The sequence below is a fragment of the Neorhizobium petrolearium genome, from assembly GCF_029854435.1.
In the GTDB taxonomy this organism is placed as follows: domain Bacteria; phylum Pseudomonadota; class Alphaproteobacteria; order Rhizobiales; family Rhizobiaceae; genus Neorhizobium; species Neorhizobium petrolearium.
This window is the reverse complement of sequence record NZ_CP123000.1, coordinates 5,066,396-5,086,590: the sequence shown is the minus strand read 5'-3', so window position 1 is coordinate 5,086,590 and position 20,195 is coordinate 5,066,396. Positions and strand designations below refer to the sequence as shown.

The following is a 20,195-nucleotide window of genomic DNA, read 5'->3' as shown; positions in this document are numbered from 1 at the left end:
GTCATTCTGCCGGAACGTTCTCGGCGAGCTCTCTCAGCCAAATCTTTGCATCGCCGTCGGACGGAGCGCGCCAGTCACCTCGCGGCGATAGAGAGCCGCCGGAGGAGATTTTCGGTCCATTGGGCAATGTCGACCTCTTGAACTGGCTGGAGAAGAACCGCTTCAGGAGTACTTCAAGCCAATGGCGGATTTCGACAAGGGAATAGGCGCGCCGGTCGGCAGCCGGCAGGTCAACAGGCCAGACTCCGCTTTCCACATCACTCCAGGCGTGATGGGCCAGGAAGGCAATCTTTGAAGGACGGAAGCCGTAGCGGGTCAGATAAAACAGGTTGAAATCCTGCAATGCGTAAGGGCCGACAATATCCTGCGTCGATTGAAGTGTTCCTGTTGCGCCGGGCGGCACCAGCTCCGGGGAGATTTCGGTTGCCAGAATAGCGAGCAGGATTTGCGCCGTCTCGCTGCTCACGTCACCCGATCCGGCGACAAAGCGAATGAGATGCTGGATCAGCGTCTTGGAGACCGAGGCGTTCACGTTGTAGTGCGACATGTGATCGCCGACACCGTAGGTGCACCATCCAAGCGCCAGTTCCGACAGGTCGCCCGTGCCCACGACAAGGCCACCGTTCTGGTTGGCAAGCCGGAACAGGTAATCCGTCCGCAACCCCGCCTGGACATTTTCAAAGGTCACGTCGTAGACCGGCTCACCCTTGCTGAACGGATGGCCGAGATCCGCAAGCATCTGGCGGGCGGCGGGCCGGATATCTATCTCCGTCCCTGTCACGCCCAATGCATTCATGAGCGCCCAGGCGTTGGATTTCGTGCTGTCGGACGTCGCAAAGCCGGGCAGGGTGTAGGCGAGTACGTTCTTCCGGTCCAGACCGGCCAGATCCATGGCACGCGTCGTCACCATCAGTGCCTGCGTGGAATCGAGCCCGCCTGAAACGCCGATCACAGCGCGCTTGAGGCCTGTTGCGGCTAGTCGCTTCGCAAGGCCCTGAACCTGGATGTTGTAGGCCTCATAGCAGTCCTCGCGCAGGCGAGAAGGATCGGCGGGCACATAAGGATATCGCTCGACGCGGCGGCGCAGCAGCACGGGTCCGGTGGGGCGATCGAGTGAGAAGGACACCGTGCGGAACGGGCGGCTGCCATCGAACTCCTCCCGAACACAATCCCCAAAGCTGTTGACTCGCATGCGCTCCTGCCGCAGCCGGCCGAGATCGATGTCGGCTGCAACGAATGTACTGTCATGCGGGAAGCGCTGCGTTTCGCCAAGGAGGTTGCCATATTCGAAAATCGCCGCATGGCCGTCCCAGGCCAGATCCGTGGTCGATTCCCCCGGTCCGGCCGCCGAATAGGCATAGGCCGCGATCGCGCGCGAGGAATGGCTGGCGCATAACAGCCGGCGCGTCTCCGCCTTGCCGATCGTGATATTGCTGGCGGACAGATTGAGCAGCACTTCCGCGCCGGCCATCGCCACCCGCGTGGATGGCGGCAGAGGCACCCATATATCCTCGCAGACCTCCACTCCGAAAGTGAAGGGAACTGAACCGTTCGACCTGAACAGGAGGTCGACACCGAACGGCACATCGCGCCCGGCCACCTGAATTTCGGCATTGGTCACCCCTGCCCCGGGCGAAAAGTGGCGGCGCTCGTAAAATTCGCGATAGTTCGGCAGATAGCTCTTCGGAACTGCGCCCAATACGGCACCGCGGTGAATAACCACGGCGGTATTGAAAAGGCGCCCATCGCGCCGCAGCGGCGCTCCGACGACGAGGACCGGGTAGAGGCTCTCGGAGGCTTCGGCGATCCTGACGATCGCCCCCTCGACCGCGTCGAGAAGCACATCCTGGAAGAGGAGGTCGTCTATGGCATAAGAGGACAGGCCGAGTTCGGGAAAAAGCATGACAGCCACCCCCTCGGCATTGCCCTGCCGGGCCAGGCGAAGGGTTTCGGCAGCGGCGAAATCGGGATCGGCAACCTGGGCACGCGGCACACAGGCGGCGATTCGCAGGAATTCGTGGCTGTAGAGAGAAAAGAACTGGTCCATCGCCTTGCTCGTTATCTTGGTTGCCGTTGAAAATAACAGCCTTCCGCCGATTGTCATCGTCCTTCCGCGCTACCGGGTCATTGTCGGCGAAGAGGTTCCGCTTTCGTGAGTTTCTTCTGTACCTGCCACCAGTGGCAAAAGCATTCGCAGTTGGCGTAAACTGCGCTTCGTGTCACATCATGCGTCGAGTGCCATCGCATAGGGAGTTTTCTTGACCATCGGACTTGCCCACGCCGAACTGATTGCGGTTCTTGCGGCCGTTACCGGAGAGGAGCCGCGCGTCATGACGATAAGGTCCGGCGATGCACTGCCATCCGGTCCCTTCGAACTGGGGCACAGAAGTCTCCAAGCGGGCTTGAGAGAATGGGTGCGGGATCAGACGGGTCACCCCGTCGGCTATCTGGAACAGCTCTACACCTTTGCCGATCGCGGCCGTACCGGGGAGAATATCGACGGCCGAACCATCTCCATCAGCTATCTCGGTCTTGTCCGAGAGCAGCCGGCACCGGGGGCAGGGAGACCGGAATGGCATGGTTGGTACGAATATTTTCCCTGGGAGGACCACCGCAAGGGAAAGCCGGATATCCTGGCCGATATTGCCAATCGCCTGCAGGACTGGGCGGATACCGAACCGGCGCGCCATGAATATCGCCAGCGCCGCATCGATTTCGCTTTCGGCCTTCATGGCGCCGTCTGGAACGAGGATCTTGCGCTCCAGCGATATGAGCTGATGTTTGAAGCCGGGCTGGTGGCTGAAGCCGGCTTCTCATCGGATCGTGGTTTTGGCCGCTCGATGTTTGCCGATCACCGCCGCATTCTTGCAACAGGCATTGCCCGGCTGCGTGCCAAGATCAAGTATCGGCCGGTCGTCTTCGAACTGATGCCCGAAAAATTCACGCTCCTGCAATTGCAGCGCACTGTGGAAGCGTTAGCCGGACTGACACTGCACAAGCCGAATTTCCGCAGGCTGATCGACCAGCAGGAGCTGATCGAGGAGACCGGAGAGACGACCGCCGAGACCGGCGGCCGCCCGGCCAAGCTCTTCCGTTATCGCCACGCGATCCTTGAAGAACGGGCACTGTCCGGTTCGAAATTTCCTCTTTCGCGCAATTGACATAAACTCAAAACGAGAATATCCATTTGCAGTCATAATACTCACTTTGAGTATAAAAGGAGCTGCTCATGAATTCCCCGCTCTCGGTATCCTCTCTCTACGACCGTGTCAGCCGCGTCATGCCCAAGGCCGAATGGATGGCTCATGAGGCGGATGTCGAGGCGATCCTCGATCTGAAGCGCCGGCGCAATGCGGTCATCCTCGCGCACAATTATCAGACGCCCGAGATCTTCCATGGCGTGGCGGACATTGTCGGCGACAGCTTGGCGCTCGCCCGCAAGGCCGTGGAAGTGGATGCCGACGTCATCGTGCTCGCAGGCGTTCATTTCATGGCCGAGACAGCCAAGCTGCTGAACCCGGAAAAGACGGTGCTGATCCCGGACATGGGCGCGGGCTGTTCATTGGCGGAATCGATCACGCCGGAAGACGTGGCATTGCTCAGACAAGCGCATCCGGGCGTGCCGGTCATCACCTATGTCAACACGTCCGCCGCCGTGAAGGCGGCCTCCGATATCTGCTGCACCTCGGGCAATGCCAAACAAGTGGTGGAATCTCTCGGCGTTCCGAAAGTGCTGATGATCCCCGACGAGTATCTGGCGCAGAACGTGGCACGCGAAACCGATGTCGAGATCATCGCCTGGCACGGCCATTGCGAGGTGCACGAACTCTTCAACGCTCAGGACGTCCGCGACCTGCGCGAAGCCCATCCGGGCGTCATGGTTCTCGCCCATCCGGAATGTCCGCCGGATGTCGTGGCGGAGGCCGATTTCGCCGGCTCGACCGCGGTCATGTCGGATTATGTCGGCCAAAAGAAGCCGGCGCGCGTCGTGCTGCTGACGGAATGTTCGATGAGCGACAATGTCGCGGTTCATCATCCGGATGTCGAGTTCGTGCGGCCCTGCAATCTTTGCCCGCACATGAAGCGGATCACGCTCTCCAACATCCGCAAGGCGCTGGAGGAAAACCGCCACGAGGTAACCGTCGATGCGGCGGTCGCCACGGCTGCGCGGCGCGCGGTGGAAAGGATGCTGGCGATATGACCGAGGTCTTGAACCATCTTGCCGGCCGCGTCGCGATTGTCGGAAGCGGGCTGGCAGGCCTTGTAACAGCCTTAAGACTGGCGCCGCAGCCGGTCATGCTCATCACGCGGGCGGAGCTTGGCGCGGAAACGTCCAGCGCCTGGGCGCAGGGCGGCGTCGCCGCAAGCCTCGGCGAGGACGATAGCGCCGACCTGCATCTGACTGATACACTCGCGGCGGGTGACGAACTGTGCGATGCGGCTGCGGCGGCTTCGATCCTGCGGCAGGCGCCTACTGCAATCGCCATGCTGGAAAGCTTCGGCGTCACTTTCGACCGGGCGGCCAACGGCGCATTCTCGCTTGGGCTTGAAGCTGCTCATTCCCGTCGCCGTATCCTGCATGTCGGAGGCGACGGCTCCGGCGCAGCAATCGTCTGTGCCCTGGTAGAGGCCGTCCTGCGGACGTCGTCGATCACGGTGTTGACCGGCTTCGAGGTGCGGCGGCTTTTGGTCGAGGAAGGAATAGTCTGCGGCCTGCTCGGCGCGACGCGCAACGGAACGGCAATCCTTCCGACCTCGCGCGTCGTGCTCGCCACCGGCGGCATTGGCGGACTTTATGACGCAACCACCAACCCCATCGGAAATTTCGGCCAGGGCATCATGCTGGCGGCCCGGGCCGGAGCGGAGCTTGCAGACATGGAATTCGTGCAGTTCCATCCCACGGCGCTTGATTCTCCGAAACGCCCCCTGGCTCTGGTGAGCGAGGCAGTCCGTGGCGAAGGTGCAACGCTGGTGAATGAACGGGGTGAGAGGTTCCTCGCCGGAGAGGTCCGCGCAGAGCTTGCGCCCCGTGATGTCGTGGCGCGCGCAGTCAGTGCCGAGCTCGCCCGCGGCGGCCGCGTTTTCCTCGATGGCCGGACGGCGCTTGGTAGCCGTTTCGCCAGCCGCTTCCCGCAGATCGACACCTTGTGCCGGGAGGCGGGCGTTGATCCCTCCTGTGAACTCATCCCGATCAGACCGGCGGCGCATTATCACATGGGCGGCATTGCTACGGATGAGAATGCACGAAGCACGCTCCAAGGGCTCTGGGCGGTCGGGGAGACCGCATCGACCGGCCTTCACGGAGCCAATCGGCTTGCCAGCAATTCGCTTCTCGAAGCCGCCGTCATGGGCATGCGCGCCGCGCAGGATATCGCCGGCATGGCGACTGTCGCGCCGCGGCGGGTGCGGGGGATCGCCCTTCCCGGACCGGCCGATGTCTCCGCCGTCCGGCAGATCGTCTCGCGGCATCTTGGCGTGCTGCGCAATGCCGGCGCCATTCACGGCGCAATCGCAAGCCTGCTGCAGCTTGCCGAAAGCGAGGGGCCTGCGTCCGATCCCGCAATGGTCGCACTGTTGATCGCAGTCTTTGCGTCGATGCGGCGGGAATCGCGCGGAGCACATGCCCGCACGGATTTCCCGCTCAAGCTCGCCTACGCCGAACGCCGGAAAATGCGCCTTGACGAAGCGCTCGAAATTGCCCGCACGACCGCTTCCCATCCTCTTGCCAGGAGTGCCTGATGCCCTTCGTTTCTCCTTCCCGGCTGATTGTCGAACCGCTGGTACGTGCCACACTCATCGAGGACCTTGGCCTTGCCGGCGATGTGACTTCGGCGGCCGTCATCCCCTCCGAGCATCGCTCGACAGTCGTCATGGCTGCGCGTAAAGCCGGCGTGATCGCCGGCCTTGATGCCGCCGCACTCGCCTTCGAACTCGTCGATCCCGCGATCACAATGACTCGCCATGTTCAGGACGGGACGACGGTGGGTCCAGGTGATACCATCGCGACGATCGAAGGGCCGTCTCGCGGCCTGCTGACGGCAGAACGCACGGCACTCAATTTCCTCGGCCACCTGTCGGGCATCGCAACCGTTACGGCACGTATCGTGAATGCGGTAAGCAACACCAGGGCGGCGGTGGTCTGCACACGCAAGACGACCCCGGGGCTTCGAGCACTCGAGAAATATGCCGTCCGGGCCGGCGGCGGCCTGAACCATCGCTTCGCGCTTTATGACGCAGTGCTGATCAAGGACAATCATGTTGCGATCGCCGGCGGTGTCTCGGAGGCCATCCGGCGAGCCAGAGCGAATGTCGGGCACATGGTAAAGATCGAGGTAGAAGTCGATACGTTCGACCAGCTTCGCGAAGCCATGGAGATCGGCGTCGATGCCGTGCTACTCGACAACATGACGCCAGAACAGCTCCGCGAGGCCGTAACGATCGTCGGAGGCCGCGCGATCACGGAGGCCTCCGGCGGCATCACGCCTGAAACGGCCGCCGCCATCGCGGTTTCGGGCGTCGATCTCTTGTCCGTCGGCTGGATCACCCACAGCGCACCGACACTCGATATCGGTCTGGACTTCCACTCCTGAAGACCCTGGCGATGCAGAGAGCGCGACCAGGCAAGTTAGCCGGCCTTGCAAGTTGAATTCCTATCGGACGATGCTATAAGGCCGGCCTAGCTTGTTGCAGGTTTCATCTGCTGGTTGGAGAGGACGCCATGTCTCACGACGCCCTCTTCCAATCGGGGATGGGCTCAGTCGAATTTGATGCCCCCCGAACGGAAGAATTCTTCAAGACGCTCGTCATCGGAGCGTGCCCCGGAGTATTTAGTCTCGTCTTCACGAGAACGAGACGGGACGCCGTTGCGCTGGTCCGCACAGCGATGCGCCAGCGCGGCATGAGCGCGAAAGCCCTGGTCCGGCCCCGGATCGCCGTCACCATCCCCTCCTGATCCCTCCGTCATCTCCGGCAGAAACGATCCCCCGAACCGCCTTGCGCGGTCCTGACGACCGTTTCATGCCAATGTTACGTTATTACGGCAAAAGGCCGACACACCGAACGTCAACGGGTTTTCAAGATGCAGCTTACGACCCCCTATTACCTGATCGACAAGGCGAAACTTCTCCGCAACATGGAGAAGATCGCCTATGTCCGGGAGAGATCGGGCGCCAAGGCATTGCTGGCGCTCAAATGCTTCGCCACCTGGTCGGTCTTCGATCTGATGCGCGACTATATGGACGGCACGACTTCCTCGTCCCTCAACGAAGTCCGCCTCGGTCACGAGCGGTTCGGCAAGGAGACGCATGCCTATTCGGTCGCCTATGCCGATTACGAGATCGATGAGGTCGTCTCCCACGCCGACAAGATCATCTTCAACTCGATCGGCCAGCTTGAGCGCTTCGCGGACAAGGCTGCCGGCATCGTCCGCGGCCTTCGCCTCAATCCACAGGTGAGCTCGTCGAGTTTCGATCTTGCCGATCCTGCCCGCCCCTTCTCCCGCCTTGGCGAATGGGATGTCGCAAAAGTCGAGAAGGTAATGGACCGCATAAGCGGCTTCATGATCCACAACAATTGCGAGAACAGCGATTTCTCGCTCTTCGACCGCATGCTCGGCCAGATCGAGGAAAAGTTCGGTCCGCTTCTGAGACAAGCGGAGTGGGTCAGCCTTGGGGGCGGCATCCACTTTACAGGCGAGAATTATCCCCTCGATGCTTTCTGTAACCGGCTGAAGGACTTCTCGGATAAATACGGCGTGCAGGTCTATCTGGAGCCGGGCGAAGCGTCCATCACCAAGTCCACCACCCTGGAGACCACCGTTCTCGACACGCTATACAATGGCAAGCATCTCGCCATCGTCGACAGTTCGATCGAAGCCCACATGCTGGATCTCCTGATCTATCGCGAAAGCGCAAAGGTCTCCCCCAACCGGGGACCCCATCGCTACATGGTCTGCGGCAAGTCCTGCCTTGCTGGCGATATTTTCGGCGAGTTCGATTTTCCGAACGAACTGAACGTCGGCGACCGGATCTCCATCCAGGATGCCGCCGGTTACACGATGGTCAAGAAGAACTGGTTCAATGGTGTGAAGATGCCGGCGATCGCCATCAAGGAGCTCGATGGCAGCATTCGAACGGTCCGCGAATTCACCTACGCGGACTATGAGCAGAGCCTCTCCTGAGGCGCTAAACCGGATAGAAGGAGATATCCTCAAAATGAAAAAGAACGTTCTCATCATCGGCGCCGGCGGCGTCGCCCAGGTCGTGGCGCACAAATGCGCCCAGAACAATGATATCCTCGGAGACATCCACATCGCTTCACGCACGAAAGCGAAATGCGACAAGATCATCGCTTCGGTTCGCGAGAAGAACGCGATGAAACAGCCGGGCGTGCTCGAAGCTCACGCGCTGAATGCGCTGGACATCGAGGCGACCAAAGAACTGATCAAAAAGACCAATTCGCAGATCGTCATCAACGTCGGCACCGCATTCCTCAACATGTCGGTTCTGCGCGCCTGCTTGGACACCGGCGTCGCCTATATCGACACCGCGATCCATGAAGAGCCGAACAAGATCTGCGAAACCCCGCCGTGGTACGGAAACTACGAGTGGAAGCGTGCCGCCGAATGCGAGGAAAAGGGCATCACCGCCATCCTCGGCGCCGGCTTCGACCCGGGCGTCGTCAACGCCTATGCGCGCCTTGCCAAGGACGAGTATCTCGACAAGGTGACGGATATCGACATCGTCGACATCAATGCCGGCAGCCATGGCAAGTATTTCGCCACCAATTTCGACCCGGAAATCAACTTCCGCGAATTCACCGGCGTCGTCTATTCCTGGCAGGGCGGCGAATGGAAGGTCAACAAGATGTTCGAGATCGGCAAGGATTACGACCTGCCGGTCGTCGGCACACGTCGCGCCTATCTCTGCGGTCATGACGAGGTCCACTCGCTGGCGAAGAACATGGATGGCGCCGACGTGCGCTTCTGGATGGGCTTCGGTGACCACTACATCAATGTTTTCACAGTGCTGAAGAACATCGGCCTGCTGTCCGAGCAGCCGGTCAAGCTCGCGGACGGCTCGGAAGTCGTGCCGCTCAAGGTCGTCAAGGCCTGCCTGCCAGACCCGGCATCGCTCGCCCCGGAATACGAAGGCAAGACCTGTATCGGCGATTTCGTGAAGGGCATTAAAGACGGCAAAGAACGGACAGTGTTTATCTACAATGTCGCCGACCACAAGGACGCCTATAACGAAGTGGGCTCGCAGGGTATCTCCTACACCGCCGGCGTCCCGCCGGTTGCCGCCGCCATGCTGATCGCCACGAGCGAATGGGATGTGAGGAAGATGGCAAACGTGGAGGAACTTCCTCCGAAGCCCTTCCTCAGCATCCTGAACAGGATCGGCCTGCCGACCTGGATCCGCGATGAGGACGGCGAGCGGCCGCTGAATTTCTAAACCGGATCGGCCGGAAAGGCTGCGGAGTTTCCGACCCGGCCGATCGGAAACTGCGTCTTGTTGACGAGCCCGAAGTGGTCGCCGCCGGCGGTCCCTTCCAGGCTGTCAATTCCGGTCGGCATTCAGTCATGTCTAGACCGGAATGATCTTCTGCTCTCTGACTGACCGAAGTGCCGCATCCGCCAGGGCAAGTGCGGCCAGCCCATCCTCGACGGAAGGCGACGGTGCCGAGCCGGTCTCAAGGCTGTCGATGAAGACGGAAATTTCCGCGGCATAAGCCGCCGTATAGCGGGTCATGAAGAAGTCATGCAGCGGAGGGCGTGTAAAACCCTCCTTCGTGGCAAGCTCGATGGAAACGGGCCGCTGGTTTTCCGCCGCAATGGAACCAAGGGAGCCGTGCACCTCGATCCGCTGATCGTAGCCGTAACTGGCGCGACGGGAGTTCGAGATCACGCATTGCCGGCCGCTGGCCGTGGTCAGGATGACGCTCGCACTGTCGTAATCGCCCAACGCGCGGATCTTCGGATCGACCAGGACCGACCCGGACGCCATCACGCTCGCAATCTCCTCCCGGAGCAGGAAACGAGCCATGTCGAAATCATGGATGGTCATGTCGCGAAAGATACCGCCGGAAACCTTGATATAATCCGCCGGCGGCGGGCCTGGGTCGCGGCTGATGATGGTCACCATCTCCACGTCGCCAATCCTGCCGTCATCGATCGCCTTGCGAACGGCCCGGAAATGCGGATCAAAGCGGCGGTTGAAGCCAAGCATCACCTTCGCCCCGGTCTTGCTGACGGTCTCGGCGCAGGCTCTGGCGCGCGCCACATCGAGATCGATCGGTTTTTCACAGAAGATCGCCTTGCCGGCCATGGAGAACCGCTCGATCAGATCGGCATGCGTATTGGTCGGCGTGCAGATGATCACCGCATCGATATTGCCATCGGCTTCGACGGCATCGATGGTGCTGACCGCACAGCCGGTGCTGTCGGCGATCGATTTCGCCGCATCCGCCACGGCATCCACGACGCAGACGAGCTTCGCCCGCTTGTCCTGCGCGATCGCGCGTGCATGCACCCTGCCGATTCGGCCCGCTCCCAAGAGTGCCAGTTTCGTCACCATGATTTCTCCTCCGCAGGCTTTGCGAATACCCAAGCCTCACGGCATCGCAGGACTGCTTGTTCGATTATCGGGGATGATGTTCTTGTCAGACTGTCCAAGCGCCAATTTGGAATATATGTTCCATTTTGCTAGATTGGGATTTCGTTTGTGTCAAGCGCAGAAGCAGGAAGGGTGACCATGGGAGACATCGGCGTGCCGGCCACCATAAAGGCATTCGAGGAGCGGTTGCTGGAAGTATCCGAAAGCCTTCCCAAACGGCTGCGGCAATGCGCCGACTACGTTGCCGCCAACAAGGATCGCATAGCCGTGTCCACGGTTGCCGAGATGGCCGAGGGCGCGGGCGTTCAGCCCTCCGCTTTCATGCGCTTCTGTCAGATCCTGGGCTTTTCCGGTTTCTCCGAAATGCAGCGGCTGTTTCGCGACTCCTATGTCGGGGGGTGGCCGGATTATTCGACCCGGTTGGACCATCTGCGGGAGAAGGCGGAAGGCAGCCCTTCCGCCTTGCTCGCGGAATTCGTCGAAGCGGGACGGACTTCACTCGAAAACCTGCTGAAGACGATAGAGCCGCACACCCTGGAGCAGGCGGTGAAAATTCTGGCCAAAGCGCAGATGATTCACATCATCGGCATGCGCCGATCTTTCCCGGTCGCGAGCTACATGGCGTATGCATTCGAGAAGATGAATGTGCCAGCCATGCTGCACAGCGCGGTCGGTCGGCTGGAGAATCGAAATGCAGTTCGAGACGGAGACGCCCTGCTGGCGATCACGTTTTCCCCCTACACCGCAGACACGATCGACATGGTCGAGGCAGTCTCCGCCCACGGCTTGCAGGTCGTTGCCATCACAGACACGATCGTCAGCCCGCTGCGCAAGTTTCCAGCAACTATTCTCTCCGTATCCGAGGTGGATTTCGGTGCTTTCCGTTCGCTTTCCGCCACGCTCTGCCTCGCCATCACATTGGCGGTAGCCGTCGGGACGGAACGTCCCGAGAAATGAATTTTTGTATTGTAAATAAAGAAAATGGAATTTAAAATCCAAATCCGGGAAAAATGATGGAAATTGGCAGCTTCCGTCAGTAGCGGGCCGTAGGCTAGCTCCAAGCTGCAGGGAGGATCCGGCTTGTGTCACTCGATCTGATCACGATCGGCCGATCATCCGTCGATTTGTACGGAGTACAGGTCGGCGGGCGGCTGGAGGATATGGCCTCCTTCAACAAATATATCGGCGGATCACCGACCAACATCGCCGCCGGGACTGCCCGCCTCGGCCTGAAATCGGCGCTCATCACACGCGTCGGCGACGAGCATATGGGCCGCTTCATCCGCGAGCAGCTCGAACGCGAAGGCGTCGACGTCCGGGGCGTCAGAACCGATCCCGAGCGGCTGACGGCGCTGGTCCTGCTCGGCATTCGCGATCAGGAACAGTTCCCGCTGATCTTCTATCGCGAGAACTGTGCCGATATGGCCATTTGCGAGGACGATATCGACCCGGCCTTCATCGCGGAAGCTCGCTGCGTCTGCGCCACCGGCACGCATCTGTCACACCCTCGCACGGAGGCGGCCGTTTTCAAGGCACTGAAACTGGCCCGGGAGAACGGCGCCCGCACTGCGCTTGACATTGATTACCGGCCGAATTTGTGGGGACTCGCCGGCCATGACGCGGGCGAAAGCCGGTTCATCGAGTCCCGGCGCGTGACTGCAAAGCTGCAGTCTACCCTCTTCTTGTTCGATCTCATTGTCGGCACCGAAGAAGAGTTCCATATCGCCGGCGGCTCAACTGACACGCTGGAAGCGCTTCGAACCGTCAGGACGGTTTCGAAGGCGACACTGGTCTGCAAACGCGGCCCCATGGGAGCAGTCGTCTTTGACGGCGAGATTCCGGATTCTCTCGACAACGGCCAGACCGGCCAGGGTTTTCCGATCGAGGTCTTCAATGTGCTCGGAGCCGGTGACGGCTTCATGTCCGGCCTCCTCAAAGGCTGGCTGAGCGGAGAAGACTGGCCGACCAGCCTGAAATATGCAAACGCCTGCGGCGCCTTCGCCGTTTCGCGGCACGGCTGCACTCCCGCCTATCCGAGTTGGGAGGAGCTGCAATATTTCTTCCGCACCGGCATCCGCAACAAGGCGCTCCGCAAGGATGAGGCACTTGAACAGGTCCACTGGTCCACGAACCGCAACGGGGATTGGCCGGAAATGCGGGTTTTTGCGTTCGATCATCGCATGCAGATCGAAGCGATCGCGAAAGAGGCCGGAGCCGATCCAGCGAAGATCGATGCCTTTAAGAGTCTTTGCCTGAGAGCCGCGCTCGATGTCGCGGCGGGACGCCCCGGCTACGGTATCCTCTGCGACAGCCGTCTGGGGCGCGAGACGCTCTACAAGGCTGCTGGAACCGGCCTCTGGATCGGGCGTCCGGTGGAGTTGCCGGGCTCTCGTCCCCTCGTTCTGGAGCCGGAGCTCGGACCGGATCTCGGTGGACTGTCGGAATGGCCTATCAACAACGTTGCCAAAGTGCTGTGTTTCTATCATCCCGATGACGACGCGCTGATGAAGCGGCAGCAGGAGGAAGTGGTCTCACGTCTGTTTGCGGCCACCCGAAGGAACCGGCTGGAGTTCCTGCTGGAGGTGATCCCTTCAAAAGTCGGGCCAATGGATGACGGCACCGTCGCCGCGGTGATCGAGCGCTTCTACGAGATCGGGATCTATCCGGACTGGTGGAAACTGGAGCCGATGAAAACAGCAGCATCCTGGTCGAAAGCCTGCGACGCGATCGTCAAACACGATCCTTATACCCGAGGCATCGTGGTGCTCGGATTGGATGCCCCCATCGAGGAACTGAGGGAGAGCTTTCGCACCGCCGCCCGTTTCGAGCTCGTCAAGGGGTTCGCAGTCGGGCGCACAATCTTCGGCGATTGTGCGCGGAAGTGGCTTGCCCGGGAGATCACAGACGAAACGGCTATCGCCGACATGGCAACCAGATATCGCGAGTTATGCGCGATCTGGGACCGTGCGCGCGAGGACAGCCGCGAGGAGAAAGTGGCATGAAAACGGTAAGGCTCACGGCCGCGCAAGCGATGGTGCGTTATCTCGCCAGTCAAATGACCGAGGAGGGTGAATCTTTCATCGCCGGGATATGGGCGATCTTCGGTCATGGCAATGTCGCCGGGATGGGAGAGGCGCTTGCGGGAGTCAAGGACAAATTGACGACCTATCGCGGCCAGAACGAGCAGTCGATGGCCCATGCAGCGATCGCCTATTCCAAGCAGTTGCGGCGCAGGCGCGCCATGGCGGTGACGTCATCCATCGGCCCTGGAGCCACCAATATGGTGACTGCGGCCGCGCTTGCTCACGTCAACCGTCTCCCGGTTCTTTTCATCCCGGGTGACGTCTTTGCCAACCGGGGTCCCGATCCCGTCCTGCAGCAGATCGAGGATTTCGGTGACGGCATCGTCACGGTGAATGACTGCTTCCGTCCGGTGAGCCGTTATTTCGACCGCATCATGCGCCCGGAGCACCTGTTGACGGCATTGCCACGCGCCATGCGGATCATGACCGATCCGGCCGAGTGCGGCCCCGTGACGCTTGCATTCTGCCAGGACGCCCAGGCCGAGGCCTATGATTATCCGGAAAGCTTCTTCGAGAAGAAGACCTGGCATCGCCGGCGGCCCCGCCCCGACGAGCACGAGTTGCGGCGCGCCGTGGATGCCATGAAGGCTGCTCAGAAACCGGTCATTGTCGCAGGTGGCGGCGTGCACTTCTCGGATGCGACAGAAGAATTGAAGGCGTTTGCCGAGCGCCATCGCGTTCCCGTGGTCGAGACCCAGGCCGGCAAATCGGCTTTGCCCTGGGATCATGACGCCAATTTCGGCCCGGTGGGCGTGACCGGCGCATCGAGCGCCAACGCCGTCTGCACGGACGCAGACCTCATCATCGGCGTCGGCACGCGTTTCCAGGATTTCACGACGGGTTCGTGGGCCCTCTTCCGCAATCCCGAACGCCGCATCCTGGCGCTCAACGTTCAGCCCTATGACAGCACCAAGCACGATGCCATCCCGGTTGTCTGCGATGCAAAGGTGGGGCTCTCGCTTCTGAGCGAGGCCTTGGGCAATCAGCGCTTCAACGAACTCCCCGTCACTCTGAAGCAAGACTGGTTTGCCGGCGCCGATCGGGTCACTGCCGCGCCTGAGGATGCGAACACCTTGCCGACGGACATGCAGGTGATCGGCGCAGTCCAGCGTGCGGCGGTCGACAATACCGTCGTCATGTGCGCCGCCGGCACGATGCCGGGAGAATTGCATCAGCTCTGGAAGGCCGGGCGGCCCCTCTCGTATCACATGGAATACGGCTTTTCCTGCATGGGATACGAGATTGCCGGCGGGCTTGGCATCAAGATGGCCGAACCGGATCGCGACGTGATCGTCATGGTCGGCGACGGCTCGTACATGATGATGAACTCGGAGCTCGCGACCGCCGTCGCCATGGGCGTCAAGATAACCGTCGTTATCACCGACAATCGCGGTTACGGCTGCATCAACCGGCTGCAGACGGCAACAGGCGGCGCCGAGTTCAACAATCTCTACGAACACACCAGCCAGACCAACGCAATGCAGATCGATTTCGCCGCGCACGCCGCCTCCATGGGAGCGCGTGCGCTCAAGGTTGCATCCATTGCGGAGCTGGAGATCGAGCTGGAGACGGCGCGCGATGCCGAAAAAGTGACCGTGATCGTTATCGGCACCGATCCCTATCCCACACCGGATGTCGGTGGCTTCTGGTGGGATGTCGCAGTCCCCGAGGTTTCGCCCCGCACCCAAGTCAACGAGGCCCGCCTCCGCTACGAAACGGCGCTGAAGGAAAGACGTTAGCATGATTCTCTACGGCACCAATCCCATCGCATGGTCGAACGACGACGACCGTTCGCTCGGCGCCCATATCAGCCTCGACCAATGCCTGGACGAAGCGTCTGAAATCGGCTTCGACGGCATCGAGAAGGGACACAAGTTCCCGCAGGAGCCGCAAGCTTTGAAAGCCGCACTGGAACCGCACGGGCTGCGATACATATCCGGCTGGCATTCGCTGAACCTGCTCACGAATTCGGTCGACGAAGAAAAGGCTGCCATGCAACCGGCGCTCGATCTCCTCAAAGCGATGGGCTCGAAGGTGATCATCGTTTGCGAAACCTCGAACGCTATCCACGGCGACGACAGCAAAGCGTTGAACAACCGGCCGAAACTCGCCGAGGATCAGTGGAAATTCTTTGGTGCGGGTGTCGAGACGCTGGCCGAATATGCGGCAAGCCAGGCAATTACGCTGGTTTACCACCATCACATGGGAACGATCGTTGAAAGCGAAGACGAAATCGACAAGCTGATGGAGAATACCGGCCCGCATACCAAGCTCCTGCTCGACACCGGCCATTGCCTGTTCGGCGGCGGTGATCCGGAGCGCGTCGCAAAGAAGTACATGGGGCGCGTCGGTCATATCCATGCGAAGAACGTGCGGCCGGAAATCGCCCGCCAGGTTCGGGAGGGGAACCTCTCCTTCCTTGAAGGCGTGCGGCGTGGTGTCTTCACGGTTCCCGGCGACAGGCAAGGCGGCGTGGATTTCCCGCCCGTGCTGGAGATTGCCGCCGAACACAATTATCAAGGCTGGCTCGTCATCGAAGCCGAACAGGACCCGGATGTGCGCAACCCGTTCGAATACCAGAGCCTCGGGCTTTCCTCGCTGAAGGCGATGGCGAAGGCTGCCGGGCTGGACAAGGCGGAGGCGGCTGCATGACAAACCTGCTTCGAAAGCCGAAAGGCATATCCGGCAAAGTCCATGGCGTGACGCCCAAGGATGCGGGGTGGGGATATGTCGGTTTCGGACTCTATAAACTGAAACCCGGCGAAACCGCCGCGGAGAAGACCGGAGACAAGGAAGCCATCCTTGTGCTTGTCGAAGGCAAGGCCGAGATCAGCGGCGGGGGCAAGAATTTCGGAGAACTCGGCGACCGGATGAACGTGTTCGAACGCAAGCCGCCGCATTGCGTCTACATTCCCGCAGATTCCGAGTGGAGCGCCTGCGCCACCACCGACTGCGAACTGGCTGTCTGCACCGCACCGGGAAAACCTGGCCGCGAGGCAATGGCGATCGGTCCCGAAGGCCTGACGCTCAACACGCGCGGCAAGGATGCCAATATGCGCTACATCTATCCGATCGCGATGGAGGAGCGCGATGTGGCCGACAGCCTGCTCGTGACGGAGGTCTTCACTCCTTCCGGAAACTGGTCCTCCTATCCTCCGCATCGGCATGACGAGGACAATTTCCCTGACATGACCTATCTGGAAGAGACCTATTATCATCGGCTCAATCCGTCGCAGGGTTTTGGCTTCCAGCGCGTCTTTACGGAGGATGGTTCGCTCGACGAGACCATGGCCGTCTCGGACGGCGACCTGGTTCTGGTGCCCAAGGGGCACCATCCCTGCGGCGCGCCCTACGGTTATGAGATGTACTACCTCAATGTCATGGCCGGCCCGATCCGCAAATGGCGGTTCAAGAATCATCCGGACCACGACTGGATTTTCCGGCGCGACAATCCGTGACGCGCCGTTCGATATTCGCATGCCGTTCGGGAGGATGAGATGACAGGTTTGGGCGTCGGCCTGATCGGCACCGGCTATATGGGCAAGTGCCATGCTCTGGCGTGGAATTCGGTTGCCAGCGTGTTCGGCGATGTGGAGCGGCCGAGGCTGGTGGCGCTCGCTGAAGTGAATGCCGATCTCGCCGCCCGCAAGGCCGCCGAACTGGGCTTTGCCACTTCGACGGGTAACTGGCGTGACCTTATCGACAATGCGGATGTCGACGTTATCTCCGTCACCACGCCGAACGCCTTCCACGCAGAAATGGCGATCGCCGCGCTCGAAGCCGGGAAGCATGTCTGGTGCGAGAAGCCGATGGCGCCACTGCTTGCCGATGCGGAACGCATGCAGGCGGCGGCCGCGCGATCCGGTAAGGTCGCCGCGATAGGCTACAACTATATCCAGAACCCGATGATCCGCCAAATCAAGGCACTGATCGACGGAGGCTCGATCGGCACCGTCAATCACGTTCGCATCGAGATGGACGAGGATTTCATGGCCGATCCACAGTCCCTCTTCTATTGGAAGAGTGAGGCAAGCTCCGGTTACGGCGCGCTCGACGATTTCGCCGTGCACCCCTTGTCACTGCTCTTCATCCTGTTCGGTCACGTGGAGACGGTCATCGCCGACATGGTAAAACCCTATGCCGAACGGCCGCTTGCTAGTGGCGGATCTCGCGCGGTCGAGAACCACGATATCGCGAGCGTGCTGCTGCGGCTCGAATGTGGCATCTCCAGCGTGCTCATGGCCAACCGCTCCGCCTGGGGCCGAAAAGGCCGCATCGCCTTGCAGATCTTCGGTTCTACAGGTTCGATCCTCTTCGATCAGGAGCGGATGAACGAGATCGAACTCTACCAGAATGCCGGCGAAAAGGCGGAACAAGGGTTCCGCAGGATTTTGGCTGCTCCGATCCATGCGCCTTATGATCGCTTCATCCCCGCACCCGGCCACGGCCTTGGCTTCAACGACCTGAAGATCATCGAATGCCGGGAATTGTTATCGGCGATCCGGGGTGAAAGAGCGCATCTGATCCATTTTGACGACGGCTTGAGGATCGAGCGCAGCATCCACGCCATGGCCCGTTCCTTCGCGGAGCGCCGCTGGGTCAGCCTCCTGGAAAGCTAGGCGCTCCCTAGGGGATTGGAGATGCAAGGACATGAAATCCATGCTGGCCCTCAATGCTGCAGCCGGATCGTCGAGTTGATGCACCTCTTCGGCAAAGGGCTCAAAGGAGAATGATCCTTCATAGCCACCACGGAGCAGCGTGCGAATCTGGCCAAGGTTATCGAGACGATCGCCTGCATCCACCAGCACTCGGTGGGAGTCGCGCAAACCGCCGACCGGCGTCTTCCTATCGGTCACGCCTGAAATATGCACCAGGCCGGTCAACTGCGGAAAGAAATCCGCTTCTCCCGCGAGCATATGGTGAAAGGTATCGTGAACCAGCCGGAAGGTCTTTTCGAAACCAAGTTCTCCGATTGTGTCAGCCGCTTCCCTCTTCGAACGCAGCGAACAATCGACAAAACCCAGGGGCTCGACAAGCCCAATGAGGCCCGCATCGTCGAGCAGCGGCCGCAATTGCCTCAGCGCGATTCTCAGGTCGCCGAGCCTGTCCTTGCCGGCATGGCTATGGCCATCATTGACGGGAACGAGGACAAGCGCCTTCGCACCGCAAGCCTCGGCATAGCAAGCAAGGGCGCGCGTTTCAGCCTCACGCTCGCCATTCCACTTGTTGAAGCGCTGCAATGCATTGATCGAAAGAATGGAGAGGTTCCGCTCCTCGGCGGTCGCTTTGACGTCTGCGGGAGGCGTGCCATCGAGGATTGCCCGACCGGGAAGGTCGTTGCGGATTTCGACGGCGCTAATGCCCAGCCTCTTTGCAAGATCGAAAAACGAGCCGAGCGGCAGGCGGGGAGCCGCCATATGATTGAGGCCGAAGGCGATCGCCATGACAGATGTTCCTTGTTCAGCGCTGTGCGCGTTTCTTCTGGCGATAGACGTCCGTTACAACCGCGGCCACGATGATCATGCCTTTGACGATCTCCTGATAATAAGCATCGACTCTCAGGAAGGTGAAGCCGGAGGTCATGACGCCAAGGATGATGGTGCCGATGACCGTGCCGGTGATCCGTCCTGCACCGCCGGCGAGCGAAGTGCCGCCGATGACCGCCGCAGCGATGGCATCGAGCTCATACATTACACCCATGCCGGCCTGCGCCGTTTGCGCACGGGCAGCAGTCACCACACCGGCAAGTCCGGCAAGCATGCCGGCAATTGCATAGACCTTGACGAGATGCCGTTCCACATCGATGCCCGATACCCGCGCCGCCTGGACATTCGCACCGATGGCATAGGTAAACTTGCCGTAGCGAGTATATCGCAGCGCCACGTGGAAGATGGTCGCGACCAGGAGGAAGACCACGACCGGCCATATGCTTGTTCCGACGAAAGTGAACTGCTCGGTGAGACCAGAGACCGGCTGGCCTTTGGTGTACCACTTCGAAATGCCGCGGGCGGTCACCATCATGCCAAGCGTGGCGATGAAGGGCGGAATTTTTGTCTTGGCGATCAGCTGTCCATTGATGTAGCCGGCCAGAAGTCCCGCCAGAATGCCGACCCCGATCGGAATGAAGAACGGCAGGTCCGTCAAGCTCGGGTAGAGTGCGCGCGGCCAGGTGGAGGACTGGGCGAAGCTGGCGGACAACATGGCCGTCATGCCGACGACCGATCCGGACGAGAGATCGATCCCACCGGTGATGATGACCTGGGTCACCCCCACCGCAATGATCCCGATCACCGATACCTGCAGGATCATGATTGTCAGTCGCTGCTGATTGAGCAGGAAGCTCTGCCCGACGAAGATCCAGCCGAGCAGTTCATAGACCAAGGCTATGCCGATCAACACGAGGAAGATGTTCATCTCCGGCGGCATCCGCCTCCGGCGATGGGCGGTCTTGACCTTCAGGTCAGGTTTGACAAGGCTTTCGCTGCTCATTTTTCCTCCC

17 protein-coding genes and 1 pseudogene are annotated in these 20,195 nt (G+C 60.6%); 13 read left to right on the top strand and 5 right to left on the bottom strand.

Features of this window, described 5'->3' with window-relative positions; all coding sequences use genetic code 11:
- Window position 1 precedes the first annotated feature (1 nt).
- The gene (locus QEO92_RS24500; protein WP_227704743.1) at window positions 2–2,047 is read right to left on the bottom strand and encodes an NAD(+) synthase; all 2,046 of its coding nucleotides are present in this window, start codon (window positions 2,045–2,047) and stop codon (window positions 2–4) included.
- A gap of 211 nt (window positions 2,048–2,258) precedes the next feature.
- Here QEO92_RS24500 and QEO92_RS24495 point away from each other — a divergent pair, with 211 nt between their 5' ends.
- The 7 genes from QEO92_RS24495 (at window position 2,259) to QEO92_RS24465 (ending at window position 9,452) form a co-directional block, all read left to right on the top strand.
- Window positions 2,259–3,161, top strand: coding sequence for an NUDIX hydrolase (locus QEO92_RS24495; RefSeq protein ID WP_037152188.1), 903 nt, complete (start codon window positions 2,259–2,261; stop codon window positions 3,159–3,161).
- Window positions 3,162–3,229: 68 nt separating this feature from the next.
- Window positions 3,230–4,201, top strand: coding sequence for a quinolinate synthase NadA (gene nadA, locus QEO92_RS24490; protein ID WP_037152185.1), 972 nt, complete (start codon window positions 3,230–3,232; stop codon window positions 4,199–4,201).
- Complete coding sequence (locus QEO92_RS24485) at window positions 4,198–5,739, top strand: L-aspartate oxidase (RefSeq protein WP_227704742.1); 1,542 nt, start codon at window positions 4,198–4,200, stop codon at window positions 5,737–5,739. Before nadA ends, QEO92_RS24485 begins: the two co-directional genes overlap by 4 nt.
- Window positions 5,739–6,590, top strand: a complete 852-nt coding sequence (gene nadC, locus QEO92_RS24480; protein ID WP_227704741.1) for a carboxylating nicotinate-nucleotide diphosphorylase — start codon at window positions 5,739–5,741, stop codon at window positions 6,588–6,590. Before QEO92_RS24485 ends, nadC begins: the two co-directional genes overlap by 1 nt.
- A 128-nt stretch (window positions 6,591–6,718) precedes the next feature.
- The gene (locus QEO92_RS24475; RefSeq protein WP_227704740.1) at window positions 6,719–6,952 is read left to right on the top strand and encodes a hypothetical protein; all 234 of its coding nucleotides are present in this window, start codon (window positions 6,719–6,721) and stop codon (window positions 6,950–6,952) included.
- Between the two features lie 126 nt (window positions 6,953–7,078).
- Window positions 7,079–8,179: a carboxynorspermidine decarboxylase gene (gene nspC / locus QEO92_RS24470; protein ID WP_227704739.1), complete on the top strand. Its 1,101-nt coding sequence runs from the start codon at window positions 7,079–7,081 to the stop codon at window positions 8,177–8,179.
- A 34-nt stretch (window positions 8,180–8,213) separates the two neighbouring features.
- Entirely contained in the window at window positions 8,214–9,452 is a 1,239-nt protein-coding gene (locus tag QEO92_RS24465) for a saccharopine dehydrogenase family protein (protein WP_227704738.1), read from the top strand.
- Here the strand turns inward: QEO92_RS24465 and QEO92_RS24460 are convergent.
- Both QEO92_RS24460 and iolG read right to left on the bottom strand, forming a co-directional pair.
- Window positions 9,449–9,574, bottom strand: coding sequence for a hypothetical protein (locus QEO92_RS24460; protein WP_265105734.1), 126 nt, complete (start codon window positions 9,572–9,574; stop codon window positions 9,449–9,451). The genes QEO92_RS24465 and QEO92_RS24460 overlap by 4 nt on opposite strands.
- A 10-nt stretch (window positions 9,575–9,584) precedes the next feature.
- A complete protein-coding gene (gene iolG, locus QEO92_RS24455) occupies window positions 9,585–10,574 on the bottom strand; it encodes an inositol 2-dehydrogenase (protein ID WP_227704737.1) in 990 nt (329 codons plus the stop codon).
- Between the two features lie 177 nt (window positions 10,575–10,751).
- Here iolG and QEO92_RS24450 point away from each other — a divergent pair, with 177 nt between their 5' ends.
- The 6 genes from QEO92_RS24450 to QEO92_RS24425 all read left to right on the top strand — a co-directional run bounded on the left by QEO92_RS24450 (window position 10,752) and on the right by QEO92_RS24425 (window position 18,315).
- Window positions 10,752–11,570 (top strand): MurR/RpiR family transcriptional regulator, encoded by an 819-nt coding sequence (locus QEO92_RS24450; RefSeq protein ID WP_227704736.1) that lies wholly within the window; start codon window positions 10,752–10,754, stop codon window positions 11,568–11,570.
- Window positions 11,571–11,695: 125 nt separating this feature from the next.
- Entirely contained in the window at window positions 11,696–13,615 is a 1,920-nt protein-coding gene (locus tag QEO92_RS24445) for a bifunctional 5-dehydro-2-deoxygluconokinase/5-dehydro-2-deoxyphosphogluconate aldolase (RefSeq protein ID WP_407721879.1), read from the top strand.
- A complete protein-coding gene (gene iolD, locus QEO92_RS24440) occupies window positions 13,612–15,435 on the top strand; it encodes a 3D-(3,5/4)-trihydroxycyclohexane-1,2-dione acylhydrolase (decyclizing) (RefSeq protein ID WP_227704735.1) in 1,824 nt (607 codons plus the stop codon). The genes QEO92_RS24445 and iolD overlap by 4 nt, the downstream gene beginning before the upstream one ends.
- Before the next feature lies 1 nt (window position 15,436).
- The gene (gene iolE, locus QEO92_RS24435; protein WP_227704734.1) at window positions 15,437–16,348 is read left to right on the top strand and encodes a myo-inosose-2 dehydratase; all 912 of its coding nucleotides are present in this window, start codon (window positions 15,437–15,439) and stop codon (window positions 16,346–16,348) included.
- Entirely contained in the window at window positions 16,345–17,154 is an 810-nt protein-coding gene (gene iolB, locus QEO92_RS24430; RefSeq protein ID WP_227704733.1) for a 5-deoxy-glucuronate isomerase, read from the top strand. The genes iolE and iolB overlap by 4 nt, the downstream gene beginning before the upstream one ends.
- A gap of 39 nt (window positions 17,155–17,193) precedes the next feature.
- The gene (locus tag QEO92_RS24425) at window positions 17,194–18,315 is read left to right on the top strand and encodes a Gfo/Idh/MocA family protein (protein ID WP_227704731.1); all 1,122 of its coding nucleotides are present in this window, start codon (window positions 17,194–17,196) and stop codon (window positions 18,313–18,315) included.
- 27 nt (window positions 18,316–18,342) lie between these two features.
- Here the strand turns inward: QEO92_RS24425 and QEO92_RS24420 are convergent.
- Window positions 18,343–19,140 (bottom strand): annotated as a pseudogene (locus QEO92_RS24420) (TIM barrel protein); the annotation flags it as partial.
- A 16-nt stretch (window positions 19,141–19,156) separates the two neighbouring features.
- Window positions 19,157–20,185 (bottom strand): ABC transporter permease, encoded by a 1,029-nt coding sequence (locus tag QEO92_RS24415; protein ID WP_227704729.1) that lies wholly within the window; start codon window positions 20,183–20,185, stop codon window positions 19,157–19,159.
- Window positions 20,186–20,195: the final 10 nt, after the last annotated feature.

Excerpts from the sequence above, each read along its gene's own strand:
- QEO92_RS24500 (WP_227704743.1), bottom strand. The coding sequence starts at position 2,047 with ATGGACCAGTTCTTTTCTCTCTACAGCCACGAATTCCTGCGAATCGCC.
- nadA (WP_037152185.1), top strand. The coding sequence starts at position 3,230 with ATGAATTCCCCGCTCTCGGTATCCTCTCTCTACGACCGTGTCAGCCGC.
- QEO92_RS24485 (WP_227704742.1), top strand. The coding sequence starts at position 4,198 with ATGACCGAGGTCTTGAACCATCTTGCCGGCCGCGTCGCGATTGTCGGA.
- nadC (WP_227704741.1), top strand. The coding sequence starts at position 5,739 with ATGCCCTTCGTTTCTCCTTCCCGGCTGATTGTCGAACCGCTGGTACGT.
- QEO92_RS24475 (WP_227704740.1), top strand. The coding sequence starts at position 6,719 with ATGTCTCACGACGCCCTCTTCCAATCGGGGATGGGCTCAGTCGAATTT.
- nspC (WP_227704739.1), top strand. The coding sequence starts at position 7,079 with ATGCAGCTTACGACCCCCTATTACCTGATCGACAAGGCGAAACTTCTC.
- QEO92_RS24465 (WP_227704738.1), top strand. The coding sequence starts at position 8,214 with ATGAAAAAGAACGTTCTCATCATCGGCGCCGGCGGCGTCGCCCAGGTC.
- QEO92_RS24460 (WP_265105734.1), bottom strand. The coding sequence starts at position 9,574 with ATGCCGACCGGAATTGACAGCCTGGAAGGGACCGCCGGCGGCGACCAC.
- iolG (WP_227704737.1), bottom strand. The coding sequence starts at position 10,574 with ATGGTGACGAAACTGGCACTCTTGGGAGCGGGCCGAATCGGCAGGGTG.
- QEO92_RS24450 (WP_227704736.1), top strand. The coding sequence starts at position 10,752 with ATGGGAGACATCGGCGTGCCGGCCACCATAAAGGCATTCGAGGAGCGG.
- iolD (WP_227704735.1), top strand. The coding sequence starts at position 13,612 with ATGAAAACGGTAAGGCTCACGGCCGCGCAAGCGATGGTGCGTTATCTC.
- iolE (WP_227704734.1), top strand. The coding sequence starts at position 15,437 with ATGATTCTCTACGGCACCAATCCCATCGCATGGTCGAACGACGACGAC.
- iolB (WP_227704733.1), top strand. The coding sequence starts at position 16,345 with ATGACAAACCTGCTTCGAAAGCCGAAAGGCATATCCGGCAAAGTCCAT.
- QEO92_RS24425 (WP_227704731.1), top strand. The coding sequence starts at position 17,194 with ATGACAGGTTTGGGCGTCGGCCTGATCGGCACCGGCTATATGGGCAAG.
- QEO92_RS24415 (WP_227704729.1), bottom strand. The coding sequence starts at position 20,185 with ATGAGCAGCGAAAGCCTTGTCAAACCTGACCTGAAGGTCAAGACCGCC.